The sequence below is a fragment of the Nocardioides sp. YIM 152315 genome (genome assembly GCF_029210375.1).
GTDB lineage: Bacteria > Actinomycetota > Actinomycetes > Propionibacteriales > Nocardioidaceae > Nocardioides.
On the sequence record NZ_JARGER010000012.1, the window covers coordinates 125,021 to 137,110 of the forward strand.

The window sequence follows — 12,090 nt, forward strand, 5'->3', positions numbered from 1 at the left end:
GCGGAGGTCGGCCCGTCAGCCCGAGAGCGGACGCGGAAGGGACCCGCGTCCCCTAGACAACAGCACGGCCCCGGCAGCCGGTCGGGTTCGGGTTGGTCCGAAGGGCGCGGGATCCTTCCGGGGAGCGTTTCGCCTCCGGGAGATATCGTCGGGGCCGTGCTGCCACGGATCCTGGTGGCCGCCTTGTGCGGCGTGGGCCTCTCGCTCGCGTTCGAGCCCGTCGCCCAGCCGGTCGTGATCCCGCTCTGCATCGCCGGGTTCGCGCTGTGCTGCCGCGGGCTGCGGCTGCGCAGCGGGTGGGTCCCCGCCCTCGCGTTCGGCATCGGCTTCCAGTGGGTGCACCTGTTCTGGATGCGCGCCGTCGGCCCGGACGCCTGGCTCGCGCTCGCGACCGTGGAGGCCGTGTTCATCGCCCTCCTCGGCTCGCTCACCACGGTCCTCGTCCGGCATCGCTGGTGGCCGCTGTGGGTGGCGGCCGGCTGGACGACGATCGAGGTCTGGCGCAGCGGCTGGCCGTTCAGCGGGATGCCGTGGGGGCGGCTGGCGTTCGCCACCGCCGACACGTTCGTCGCGGACTCGCTGCCCTGGATCGGCTCGGTGGGCGTCAGCTTCGTGCTGGCGCTCAGCGGCACGCTCCTCGCGTGGCTCGTCGTCGCGCGCGGCCGGGAGCGGCGGTTGGCGGCCGGCCTGCTCGCCGGGCTGGTGGCGGTCTCGCTCCTGCCGGTGGCGGTCTCGTGGCAGGGAGAGCGTTCGGGGACCGCGGTCGTGGCCGCCGTCCAGGGGGACGTCCCCGGGGACGGCGACGACATCCTCTACGACTACCGCCAGGTCACGCAGAACCACGTCGACGTCACGACCCGGCTCGCCGACGACGTCGCCGCCGGCCGGGAGCCCGCACCGGACTTCGTGGTCTGGCCGGAGAACTCCACCGCGATCGACCCGTTCCGCGACCAGCAGACCAACGCCGGGATCCTGGCGGCCAGCGACGCGATCGGCGAACCGATCCTGGTCGGGGCCATCGTCGACGCCGGCCCCGACCACGTGCTCAACCAGGGCATCGTCTGGGACCCGGTCACCGGCGCCGGGGACCGCTACACCAAGCGGCACCCGGTGCCGTTCGGCGAGTACATCCCGGCACGCCAGTTCTTCACCCGCCAGTTCGGCCGGCTCGCCGAGATCCCGCGCGACATGCTCAGCGGCACCCGCAGCGAACCCCTCACCATCGCCGGCGTCCGGGTCGCGGACTCGATCTGCTTCGACGTCGCCTACGACGACGGCATCTACGCCCAGGTCTCGCGGGGAGCCGAGATGCTGACGGTCCAGACCAGCAACGCGACGTTCATCCACACCGACCAGATCGACCAGCAGTTCGCGATCACCCGGCTGCGCGCGATCGAGACGGGGCGCTGGCTGGTGGTGGCCTCCACGAACGGCGTGACCGGCGTGATCGCCCCCGACGGCACGGTGGTCGCGAGCGCCGAGCCGCGCACCCAGGCCGCGCTCGTCGAGCAGGTCGACCTGGTGTCGTCGGTCACCCCCGCCGTGCGGATCGGCCCGTGGTCAGGGCGGATCCTCGCCGGCCTGACCGCGGTGGGCCTCGTGTTGGCCCTGGTCCCGTATCGTCGGACCCGTGCCCGGCAGGCGGCCGAGGACACCCCCCAGCCGACCGGCGTCGCCGGCGGCGAGGAGAGCAGGAGCGAGTGAGCAGGCGGCACCGGTGACCCCCGAAGAACTGGACCCAGCACGAGATGCGGTCGCCGGCCTGGGCCGTGTGGTCATGGTGATCCCGACCTACAACGAGGCCGAGAACCTGCCCTGGATCGTCGGTCGGCTCCGCGCCGCGCAGCCGACCGTCGACGTCCTGGTCGTCGACGACGACTCGCCCGACGGCACCGGCGCGGTCGCCGACGGGCTCGCGGCCGCCGACGCCGCCGTGAGGGTGGTCCACCGCACCAGCAAGGAGGGCCTCGGCGCGGCGTACCTCCACGGCTTCCGGGTCGCCCTCGACGCGGGCTACGACGTCATCGGGGAGATGGACGCCGACGGCTCGCACCAGCCGGAGCAGCTCGACCGGCTCCTGGAGGCGCTCGCGGACGCGGATCTCGTGATCGGCTCCCGCTGGGTGCCCGGGGGAGCGGTCACCAACTGGCCGGTCCGCCGCGAACTGCTCAGCCGAGGCGGCAACCTCTACGTCCGGCTCCTCCTCGGGGTGCAGGTCCGCGACGCGACGGCCGGCTACCGGCTCTTCCGCCGGGCCACGCTCGAGAAGATCGACCTCGACTCCGTGCAGTCGACCGGGTACGTCTTCCAGACCGACATGGTCACCCGGACCCTCAACGCGGGCCTCACCGTCCGCGAGGTCCCCATCGAGTTCGTCGAGCGCGTGCGCGGCGACTCGAAGATGAGCGGCGCGATCGCCGTCGAGTCCCTGCGCCGGATCACCGCGTGGGGCGTGCGCGAGCGGGTGGCGCAGGTACGCCGGAGGGTCGGCCGGTGACCGGGGCCGGGATCCGCAGCCGCCGCACGCTGCAGGCGGTCCTCTTCGTCCTCTTCGTCCTGGTCCCGCTCGCCGAGATCTACGTCCTCGTGCAGGTCGGTCAGGTGATCGGCGCCGGCTGGACGATCCTGCTGCTGGTGGCCGACGCCGTGCTCGGCACGTGGCTGATCAAGCACGAGGGCGCGCGGGCCTGGCGCGTGCTGCGCGAGGCGCTCGACAGCGGCCGGATGCCGGCCACCGAGCTGGCCGACGGGGCGCTGATCCTGGTCGGCGGCACCCTGATGCTCGCGCCGGGCTTCCTCACCGACGTCGTGGGCATCCTGCTGATCCTGCCGTTCACGCGGCCGGTCTTCCGGCGGGTGCTGGGTGCCGCGGTCGCCCGGCGGATGTCGGTCGGCTTCCTCGACGTGGGTCGTCCGGGGCCCCAGACACGACGAGGCCCCGGCCCCGGGCCCGGTGAGGGGCCCGTGGTCCGGGGCGAGGTCGTCGACGACGACCGGTGAGTGTCAGCCCGCGCGACGCTTCTTCTGGCTGGCGCGGTGGAGGTGTGCGGGGCCGATCTCGCCCCCGCGGAGCAGCTCGAGGCGCTCCTTGAGGATGTCCTCGAGCTCCTTCTCCGAGCGCCGCTCGAGCAGCATGTCCCAGTGGGTGCGGGCCGGCTTCTCGGCCTTCGCCTCGGGCTGGATGCCGGAGACGCTGAGCGCCTCGGCGCCGCAGCGCGGGCACTCCCACACGGCGGGGACGTCGGCCTCGACCGACATCGTGATCTCGAACTCGTGCCCCTGCGGGCACCGGTAACCGACCTGCTGACGAGCCGCGAACTCGATGCCGCGCTCGTCCTCGAAACTCTGGCCCCCGAGCCGCGCTCCACGCAGTGTGCGCTCCGCCATGAGCCACCTCCCGAATCTTGTCCCCCGATGTGCCTGTCCGAGACAGACGAGCCGCGCCCTCCGTGGCGCGAGTCTCGAGGATCGTGTACCCCGCCCGTCATGCTCTCAACCCGATCAACGGTAGAGGTCCAGGCAAGATTCCGGGAATCGCCACGCGTGGGCGCCTTCACAGAGTCTTCTCAGGCAGGGCGCGGCCGCTCGGGTCAGACGACCTGCGGCAGCGCGTTGCCGGCCTCGCTGATCCCGCGGCGGGGGTCGACCCTGACCAGCAGCACGATGCCGAGCAGGAAGAGCACCATCAGCGCCAACAGCGCCGGGCGGTAGGAGTCGGTCCACTGGTGCACGAGGCCGAAGATCAGCGTGCCGATCCAGCTCGTCCCGCGCTCGCAGGCCTGGTAGAGCGAGAAGTACTCCGCCTCGCGGCCGCGCGGGATGAGCTGGCTGTAGAACGACCTCGACAGCGCCTGGGTGCCGCCGAGGACCACACCGATCCCGACCGCGAGCAGCAGGAACAGGACCAGGTTGTCGGCCGGCGTCAACCAGCCGGCGACGACGACGGCCAGCCAGACGAACAGCCCGGTGAGGATCACCCGGTAGGCGCCGAACCGTCCGGCGACCCGGCCGAAGCCGAGCGCACCGGCGATGCCCACGAACTGCACCACCAGGAACGCCAACAGGACGGTGCTCTTCTCGAAGCCGAGCTGCTTCTCGCCGTAGACGGAGGCCGCGTAGATGACGGTCTGGATGCCGTCGTTGTAGAAGAGGTAGGCGACCAGGAAGGTGAGCGTGACCGGGTAGCCGCGCAGGTCCCTGAGCGTGTGCCACAGCTGTCCGAAGCTCGCCCGCACCAGGCCGCCGCGCTGCGCGTCCTGCCCACCGACGGGGTTCACGGGTGGCCGCGAGCGGATGCCGCGCACCGGGATGATCGTGAAGACCGCCCACCACACACCGGCGGACAGCAGGCTGATCCGGACCGCCATCTCGGTGTTGTCGCTCATCACGGTGAGCAGGACGAAGTTCAGCGCGAGCAGCAGGCCACCGCCGAGGTAGCCGAGCGCCCAGCCCTTCGAGGAGACCTTGTCCCGCTCGTCCGGATCGGCGATCTCGACGAGGATCGCGTCGTAGACGACGAGGCTCGAGCCCAGGCAGAGGGCGGCGAGCAGCAGCAGCACCGCGCCCAGCTGCCAGTTGCTGCCGGCCACGAGGAACATCAGGGCCGCCAGCAGGCTGCCGGTCCAGGCGAAGCCGCCGAGCAGCCTCGGCTTGCTCGAGCTGCGGTCGGCGACCGCGCCGACGATCGGCAGCACGACCGCCGAGATGATCGTGGCGATCGTGACGATGTAGAAGACCAGCGAGCCGGCGGAGACGTCGAGGCCGAGCACGTGGAGGTCGGTGGTGCACTTGAACCCGGCGTCCTCGTCGGTGGCGCGGCCACACGCGGCCTTCTCGGCGACCGAGGTGAGGTACGGCGCGAAGAGCACGGCGGCCGTCGTGGTGACGTAGGCGCTGTTGGCCCAGTCGTACCAGTACCACGCCTTCTGCTCCCGCACCCGGACCTCCGGGTCGATGCCCGCTGCGGTCATCGCTCCTCCGTCCACTGGCCTCGCTCGACGAGGACGGCCTTGAGTATGTCGGTGCGGTCGGTGAAGAGCCCGTCGACGCCCCGGTCGAGCAGTGCCCGCATCTCGGCGTCCTCGTCGACCGTCCACACGTGCACGTGCCGTCCGGCCGCGTGCGCTCGCCTGACGAGTCCGGCGGTGGCGACGACGAGCGGGCCACGCCGGTGGGGGATCTGCAGCGCCGCGGCGCCGCAGAGCAGCGCGGCCAGCCGGGCGCTGGGCAGCAGCCGGAACGCGACGACCTCGGCCGGCGTCGCGCTCGTCGGCACGCGGCCGTGGGTGAGCCGCCGGAACCGCGCCGTACGGCGTCGCGAGAACGATCCGACCAGGACCCGGTCCCAGGCGGCGCGGGCGTCGATGAAGTCGGCGAGGGCGGTGACGGCGCCGTCGGACTTGAGGTCGATGTTGAACCGCGCGTCGGGGAAGGCGTCGAAGAGGTCCGCCAGCGCGGGCACGGCCTCCCTGCCGCCGACCAGGGCCTCGCGGACCTCGGCGTGGCTGAGGCTGGCGATCTCACCGCGCCGGTCGGTCACGCGGTCGAGCACGGTGTCGTGGAAGGCGAGCAGCACGCCGTCACGGGTGACGTGGACGTCGGTCTCGAGGTAGTCGTAGCCGAGTGCGACGGCGTGCCGGAACGCCGCGAGGGTGTTCTCGAGCCCCTCGACCTCCGGGTGGTAGGCGCCGCCGCGGTGCGCGAACGCCAGCACCTGGCCCGGCCGGTCGAGCACCGAGTCGAGGAAGGCGAACCCGGTCGGTGGCGTCGTCACAGGCGGCAGTATCCACCCTGGCCGGGCGGGACCTGCGCAGGCGCAGGGGTGCGTCCGGCGCGGGACCGCCGACACTCACCGGGGGAGCGGTAGCGTCGTGACATGGAGACCTTGACCTGTCCACGATGCGGCGCCGAGATGGAGTCGCGCGCCCTCAGCTCCTCCCTGGGCGAGGACGGCGCGGTCAACGTGTGTCCCGACGGCCACGGGGTCTTCCTCGCGCGCGCCGACCTCGGCGGCCTGATCGAGTCCGAGAACGACTGGCACCGCCACGCCGGGCAGCACACGGCGCCGATGCCGCGCATCACCCCCGACATGACCGCCCCGCCGGCCAGCAAGCCGCCCGCCCGGGCATGGGTGGAGACGCTCTTCCACTGAGCCGTTGCGCGGTGGTTGAGGAGGTTGCGCAGCAACCGTCTCGATACCACCCCAGCCGACTCGATCCGGTCGACCGGCGGGGTTTCGAGACCGGACTCCCGAGACCACGTCCGAGGTCTCGAGACGCCCGTCGCGGCTTCGTTCCTCAGCCGCGGGGCTCCTCGACCTGGCGCGGCACTCCGCGGCCTCGCAAGCTCGGTCGCGGCGCGCTCAGATGTCCCGGAACGTCTCGATCTGAGCGCCGAGCTGGTTGAGCCGCTCGGCGAGGTCCTCGTAGCCCCGGTGGATGACGTACGTCGAGCGCAGCACCGAGGTGCCCTTCGACGCGAGCATGGCGAGCAGGATGACCACCGCGGGCCGCAGCGCCGGTGGGCAGACCAGCTCGGTGCCGCTGAAGCTGGTGGGGCCCTCGATCATCACCCGGTGCGGGTCCAGGAGCTTGACCCGCGCGCCGAGCTTGTTGAGGTCGGTCAGGTAGATCGCGCGGTTCTCGTAGACCCAGTCGTGCAGGAGCGTCTGGCCGTCGGCGACGGCCGCGATCACCGCGAAGAACGGCAGGTTGTCGATGTTGAGGCCGGGGAAGGGCATCGGGTGGACCTTGTCGAGCGGGGCGTGCAGCTCCGACGCCCGGGTCGTGATGTCGACCAGGCGGGTGTGGCCGTTCAGCGCGACGTACTCCTCCGAGCGGCCGTAGCGCAGGCCCATCTCCTCGAGCAGCGCGAGCTCGATCTCCATGAACTCGATCGGCACCCGGCGGATCGTGATCTCGGACTTCGTCACGATCGCCGCCGCGAGCAGCGACATCGCCTCGATCGGGTCCTCGCTGGGGGCGTAGTCGACGTCGACGTCGATCTCCGTCAGGCCGGTGACCGACAGAGTGGTGGTGCCGACGCCCTCGACCCGCACGCCGAGACGCTGCAGGAAGAAGCACAGGTCCTGGACCATGTAGTTCGACGACGCGTTGCGGATCACCGTCGTGCCCGGGTGCAGTGCCGCGGCCATGAGCGCGTTCTCGGTGACCGTGTCGCCACGCTCGGTGAGCACGATGGGCCGGTCCGGCTCGATCGCCCGGTTGACCGAGGCGTGGTAGTGGCCCTCGGTCGCCTTCACCTCGAGGCCGAAGGGCCGCAGCGCGGACATGTGCGGCTCCACCGTGCGGGTGCCGAGGTCGCAGCCGCCGGCGTACGGCAGCTCGAAGGTGTCGGAGCGGTGCAGCAGCGGGCCGAGGAACATGATGATCGAGCGGGTACGACGCGCTGCCGCGGCGTCGATGTTGCCGAGGTCGAGCTCGCGCGGCGGGACGATCTCGAGGTCGTTGTCGTCGTTGAGCCAGCGGCACTGGACGCCCAGGCTGCCCAGCACCTCCAGCAGCCGGTTGACCTCCTCGATGCGGGCGACCTTGCGCAGCGTCGTGCGGCCGCGGTTGAGCAGGGTGGCGCACAGCAGCGCGACGCCGGCGTTCTTGGAGGTCTTGACGTCGATCTCACCCGACAGCGTCGTCGGGCCGGTGACGCGCAGGTGGGTGGGGCCGGCGCCGACGGCGACGATCTCGGAGTCCAGCGCGGCACCGATGCGGGCGAGCATCTCGAGGGAGAGGTTCTGGTGACCCTTCTCGATCCGGTTCACCGCCGACTGGCTGGTGCCGAGCAGGTCGGCCAGCTGGTGCTGGGTGAGCCCGCGGTGCTTGCGGGCGTCGCGGATGAGGTTGCCGATGCGGTTCTTGTAGCCCTCGGTCATGCCCGCCACGGTAACTCACATATGAGATAACACAACAAACGGGCGGTGGCCCGGGTGTGTCGTGACGGCGTACGGCGCGGGCAGCCTCAGTCGCGGCGGCCCGAGGCGTAGAGGCCGGCGCCGACGAGGAGCGCGATCCCGGCCGTGAGCTCGGCGACGAAGACGGCCGTGTCGTTCTCGAGGAAGACCGCGAACAGGATCAGCAGGATGCCGCTCAGGCCGACCAGGCCGAGGATCGGCTGCTGGGGGAGCGTGGTGTTGAGGGCCATGGCGCACAGCACCACGACGGTGCCGATGACGCCGTCGCGGTAGCCGGCCCACATGCCGTCGTACCCCGTGCCGTAGAGGAGCCAGGTCGCGAGGATCAGGCCGATGCCGGCGAAGAGGATCAGCAGCCAGCCGAAGGGTGCCATCACCGGCACGGGGCCTGTCGGAGTGGGCGCCGTGGTGGGAACTGCCGGGGTGCCGGGCTCGGTGCGTCGCTCGGGAGTCGCCATGGTGCGAATCCTATTGCCCCGACGGCGCTCCGTCGCGGCAGGGGCGGCGTTTCGGGCATCGCGACGGGCATCGTGGAGACGTCAACTGGGTAGGTCCGGGACATGACCGCTCTCGTCCTCGGCCCGCTGCTGCGGTACGTCGACGCCACGTCCGCGACGGTGTGGGTGGAGACGGCCGCGCCCGGCGAGGTGGCGGTCACCGCCGGCGAGCACCGGGCCGCGGCCCGGACCTTCGGCGCGCACGGGCACCACTACGCGCTCGTCGAGCTCGACGGGCTGGCGCCGGCCACGATCACGCCGTACGTCGTGCATGTCGACGGCGAGCAGGTCTGGCCCTCGACGGACCCGGAGCTGGCGGACTTCCCACCGTCGGTGATCTCCACGCTCGAGCCGGGCAAGCCGCTGCGCCTGGCGTTCGGGTCGTGCCGCGTCAGCGTCGACCACGGTGCGGACGGCACGGCCGCCTTCGGCGTCGACGCCCTGCGGGCATACGCGCTGTTCATGGCGGGCCTGACCGAGAGCGGGTCGGAGGATCCCGGGGAGCGCTGGCCCGACCTCGCGCTCTTCCTCGGCGACCAGGTCTACGCCGACGAGACCAGCGACCCGATGCGCGACTTCATCGCCGCGAGGCGCGACCCCGAGCAGCCGCCATGGTTCGAGCTCCGGGACTACGAGGAGTACGCCCGCCTCTACCGCCTCGCCTGGTCGGAGCCCGCCCTGCGATGGCTGCTCTCGACGGTGCCGAGCGCGATGATCTTCGACGACCACGACATCCGCGACGACTGGAACACGTCGTGGACGTGGCGGCAGGCCATGGAGTCCACCGACTGGTGGCACGACCGGGTCGTCGGCGGCCTGGCCGCCTACTGGGTGCACCAGCACCTCGGCAACCTCGGACCCACCGAGCGGCGCGGCGACGAGCTGTGGAAGCGGATCTCGACGTACGACGGTCCGGGCGAGCTCGACGTCAGCGACGCTCTCGACGCGCTCGCCGACCGCGCCGACCAGCACCCCGACACCTACCGGTGGAGCTTCGCGCGCGACTTCGACACCCAGGCGCGGCTGGTGGTCGTGGACTCGCGCGCCGCTCGCGTGCTGGAGCCGGCCCGGCGCTCGATGCTCGACCCGGGGGAGCTGATGTGGCTCGACGCGCAGCTGCGGGGCGACGTCGAGCACCTGCTGGTCGGCACGTCGTTGCCGTTCCTCCTCGCGCCGGGGCTGCATCACGCCGAGTCGTTCGGCGAGGCGATCGCGGAGGGTGCGTGGGGTCGCCCGGGGAAGTGGCTGGGCGAGCTCTTCCGGCGGCGCGCGGACCTCGAGCACTGGGCGGCCTTCGAGCGCGGCTTCCGCGACGTCGCCGAGATCCTGCTCGAGGTGGCGGGCGGACGCCGCGGCCGGGCACCGCGGACGATCACGTTCCTGTCCGGCGACGTGCACCACAGCTACCTCGCCGAGGCGTGGCCGCGGCACGGCACCGTCGCGAGCCGGATCCTCCAGGCCGTGTGCTCACCGATCCGGAACCCGCTCCCGCGGTCGATGCGGTCGCTGACCGGGATCGCCGCGAAGCGCCCCGCCGCGATGATCGGCCGGCTGCTGTCGCTGGCCGGGCGGGTGCCGCTGGAGCCGCTGCGCTGGGCGGTGGTCCAGGGCCCGTGGTACGCCAACAACCTCGCGGTCCTCGAGCTCGACCCGCGCGGGATCCGGATGCGATGGGTCAGCGGCCAGGTCGTCGACGGCGATCCGGAGCGCCCCCGGCTCCGCCGCGAGGCGACCCTCGACCCCGTCGGCTGAGGCAGGCTGAGGCAGGCTCAGGCGGCGAGGTGCCCCGCGCGACCCGGCGTCATGGCCGGCTCGCAGTCACAGCCGTCGCCACACGCGAGGTAGGTGTGCGGCGCGTGGCCGCAGCGCGGGCACGGCATGTCGTGCGACAGGTGCACGGTGTTGGTCTGAACGGTGTCCCACATGGTGCTGCCTCCTCCCGTACCGCCCCGGTGCCCCCCGGCTTCCGGTTGTGGTGATACGGACTCTTCGACGGTGCCATGGTCATCGGCAGCGGTTCCCGATTCCGCGAAGAACGGGGGCGAATTGCCCCAATGTGGTGAGCGCCGCATGGCCCATCCGGGCCACCGGGCTCCTGCCGCCGGTGCCCGGCGGGCGACTCCGCCCGGCCCGTGGCACGATCGTCCGGGTGAGCAGCGACGCCGACAGACTGCGCGACCTGGCCCTGCTGCGCCGGGTGCGTGACCGGATGGACCGGGAGTACGCCCAGCCCCTCGACGTCGAGGCCCTCGCCCGGGGCGTCAACATGTCGGCCGGCCACCTGAGCCGCCAGTTCAAGGCGGCGTACGGCGAGTCGCCGTACTCGTACCTGATGACGCGCCGCATCGAGCGGGCCATGGCGCTGCTGCGCCGCGGCGACCTGAGCGTCACCGACGTCTGCTTCGCGGTCGGGTGCCAGTCGCTGGGCACGTTCAGCACCCGCTTCGCCGAGCTCGTGGGCATGCCGCCCAGCGAGTACAAGCGGCACGCCCGGGACGACATGGCCGGCGTCCCGTCGATCGAGTTCAAGAAGGTCACGAGACCGGTCAGGAATCGAGAAGCGCCCCTCGCGCCGCGTCCCTAGGGTCGTGGTCATGGACATCAACCTTCACACCACGTTCCTCCCGCAGGACGATCCGGAGGCAGCGCTCCGGTTCTACCGCGACACGCTCGGCTTCGAGCTGCGCAACGACGTCGGCTTCGACGGCAAGCGGTGGCTCACCATGGGCTCGTCCCAGCAGCCGTCCGTCAACATCGTGCTCTACCCGCCGGGCGCCGACCCGGGCATCACCGAGGCAGAGCGGCAGGTCATCACCGAGATGATGGCGAAGGGCACCTTCGGCAGCATGCTCTTCTCGAGCAAGGACCTCGACGCGACGTTCGAGGAGCTCCAGGCGGCCGACGTCGACATCGTCCAGGAGCCGACCGACCAGCCGTGGGGCGTGCGCGACTGCGCCGTCCGCGACCCCGCCGGCAACATGCTGCGCATCCAGGCGGCGTCATGAGCACCACCACGACCGTGACGGTCGACTCCCTGGTCATCGAGACCTCCGACCCGGCGGCGACCGACGCGTTCCACGCGGCGCTCGGTCTCGGCGACGTCGTCGGCAGTCGTCAGTCGGACTCACCGACCGACGGGTTCCGCGGCTACTCGATCTCGCTGATCGCCGCCCAGCCGAGCACGGTCGACGCCATCGTCCGGGCCGCGCTCGACGCCGGCGCCACCGAGGTGAAGTCGGTGCGCAAGAGCTTCTGGGGCTACGGCGGCGTCGTGCAGGCGCCCGACGGCACGCTCTGGAAGGTCGTCTCCCAATCGAAGAAGGACACCGGCCCCGCAACGCGGGAGTTCGAGGAGGTCGTGATCCTGCTCGGCGTCGACGACGTGAAGGCGAGCCGGCACTTCTACGAGCAGCAGGGCTTGAGCGTGGGCAAGAGCTTCGGCGGCAAGTACGCCGAGCTCGAGACCGGGCCGCGCGTCAAGGTCGCGCTCTACCCCCGCAAGGCCGCCGCGAAGGACGCCGGCGTGCCGACCGAGGGGAGTGGCTCGCACCGGCTCGTCGTGCGCGCCTCGACCGACGGCTTCACCGACCCCGATGGATACGTGTGGGAGTCCGGGTCGGACTGACCGCGCGCCCAGTTCACCGGCGGCCCGCTCATGAGGCGGGC

The 12,090-nt window shown here is 71.8% G+C and carries 14 protein-coding genes; 8 read left to right on the forward strand and 6 right to left on the reverse strand.

The window, feature by feature from the left end:
* Nucleotides 1-156 precede the first annotated feature (156 nt).
* The 3 genes from lnt to PZ894_RS02855 all read left to right on the forward strand — a co-directional run bounded on the left by lnt (nt 157) and on the right by PZ894_RS02855 (nt 3,000).
* Nucleotides 157-1,704, forward strand: a complete 1,548-nt coding sequence (gene lnt, locus PZ894_RS02845; RefSeq protein ID WP_275742260.1) for an apolipoprotein N-acyltransferase — start codon at nt 157-159, stop codon at nt 1,702-1,704.
* Nucleotides 1,705-1,777: 73 nt separating this feature from the next.
* Complete coding sequence (locus PZ894_RS02850) at nt 1,778-2,497, forward strand: polyprenol monophosphomannose synthase (protein ID WP_275742262.1); 720 nt, start codon at nt 1,778-1,780, stop codon at nt 2,495-2,497.
* Nucleotides 2,494-3,000, forward strand: a complete 507-nt coding sequence (locus tag PZ894_RS02855) for an FxsA family protein (RefSeq protein WP_275742264.1) — start codon at nt 2,494-2,496, stop codon at nt 2,998-3,000. The genes PZ894_RS02850 and PZ894_RS02855 overlap by 4 nt, the downstream gene beginning before the upstream one ends.
* Nucleotides 3,001-3,003: 3 nt before the next feature.
* Here the strand turns inward: PZ894_RS02855 and PZ894_RS02860 are convergent, their stop codons facing one another.
* The 3 genes from PZ894_RS02860 to PZ894_RS02870 form a co-directional block, all read right to left on the reverse strand.
* A complete protein-coding gene (locus PZ894_RS02860) occupies nt 3,004-3,387 on the reverse strand; it encodes an RNA polymerase-binding protein RbpA (RefSeq protein ID WP_275742266.1) in 384 nt (127 codons plus the stop codon).
* Between the two features lie 203 nt (nt 3,388-3,590).
* The gene (locus PZ894_RS02865; RefSeq protein ID WP_275742268.1) at nt 3,591-4,970 is read right to left on the reverse strand and encodes an MFS transporter; all 1,380 of its coding nucleotides are present in this window, start codon (nt 4,968-4,970) and stop codon (nt 3,591-3,593) included.
* On the reverse strand, nt 4,967-5,773 hold the full coding sequence (locus PZ894_RS02870; RefSeq protein ID WP_275742270.1) for a glycerophosphodiester phosphodiesterase family protein: 807 nt from the start codon (nt 5,771-5,773) through the stop codon (nt 4,967-4,969). The genes PZ894_RS02865 and PZ894_RS02870 overlap by 4 nt, the downstream gene beginning before the upstream one ends.
* Nucleotides 5,774-5,875: 102 nt before the next feature.
* Here PZ894_RS02870 and PZ894_RS02875 point away from each other — a divergent pair, with 102 nt between their 5' ends.
* The gene (locus tag PZ894_RS02875; RefSeq protein WP_275742271.1) at nt 5,876-6,151 is read left to right on the forward strand and encodes a zf-TFIIB domain-containing protein; all 276 of its coding nucleotides are present in this window, start codon (nt 5,876-5,878) and stop codon (nt 6,149-6,151) included.
* A 210-nt stretch (nt 6,152-6,361) separates the two neighbouring features.
* On the opposite strand, the gene PZ894_RS02880 is transcribed toward PZ894_RS02875, so the two are convergent.
* On the reverse strand, nt 6,362-7,888 hold the full coding sequence (locus PZ894_RS02880) for a UDP-N-acetylglucosamine 1-carboxyvinyltransferase (RefSeq protein WP_275742273.1): 1,527 nt from the start codon (nt 7,886-7,888) through the stop codon (nt 6,362-6,364).
* A gap of 86 nt (nt 7,889-7,974) precedes the next feature.
* Entirely contained in the window at nt 7,975-8,385 is a 411-nt protein-coding gene (locus PZ894_RS02885) for a hypothetical protein (protein WP_275742275.1), read from the reverse strand.
* A 102-nt stretch (nt 8,386-8,487) separates the two neighbouring features.
* Between PZ894_RS02885 and PZ894_RS02890 the strand changes: the two genes are divergently transcribed.
* Nucleotides 8,488-10,176: an alkaline phosphatase D family protein gene (locus PZ894_RS02890; RefSeq protein ID WP_275742277.1), complete on the forward strand. Its 1,689-nt coding sequence runs from the start codon at nt 8,488-8,490 to the stop codon at nt 10,174-10,176.
* A gap of 17 nt (nt 10,177-10,193) precedes the next feature.
* Here the strand turns inward: PZ894_RS02890 and PZ894_RS02895 are convergent, their stop codons facing one another.
* The gene (locus PZ894_RS02895) at nt 10,194-10,349 is read right to left on the reverse strand and encodes a hypothetical protein (RefSeq protein WP_275742279.1); all 156 of its coding nucleotides are present in this window, start codon (nt 10,347-10,349) and stop codon (nt 10,194-10,196) included.
* Between the two features lie 224 nt (nt 10,350-10,573).
* On the opposite strand from PZ894_RS02895, the gene PZ894_RS02900 reads away from it, so the two are divergent.
* The 3 genes from PZ894_RS02900 to PZ894_RS02910 are packed head-to-tail and all read left to right on the forward strand — an operon-like array spanning nt 10,574 to nt 12,049.
* The gene (locus PZ894_RS02900; protein WP_275742281.1) at nt 10,574-11,008 is read left to right on the forward strand and encodes a helix-turn-helix transcriptional regulator; all 435 of its coding nucleotides are present in this window, start codon (nt 10,574-10,576) and stop codon (nt 11,006-11,008) included.
* 10 nt (nt 11,009-11,018) lie between these two features.
* Nucleotides 11,019-11,429, forward strand: coding sequence for a VOC family protein (locus PZ894_RS02905; protein WP_275742283.1), 411 nt, complete (start codon nt 11,019-11,021; stop codon nt 11,427-11,429).
* Nucleotides 11,426-12,049 carry a glyoxalase gene (locus tag PZ894_RS02910; protein WP_275742285.1) on the forward strand — a complete coding sequence of 208 codons (624 nt, stop codon included), beginning with the start codon at nt 11,426-11,428 and terminating at the stop codon, nt 12,047-12,049. The genes PZ894_RS02905 and PZ894_RS02910 overlap by 4 nt, the downstream gene beginning before the upstream one ends.
* The last annotated feature ends 41 nt before the right edge of the window (nt 12,050-12,090 follow it).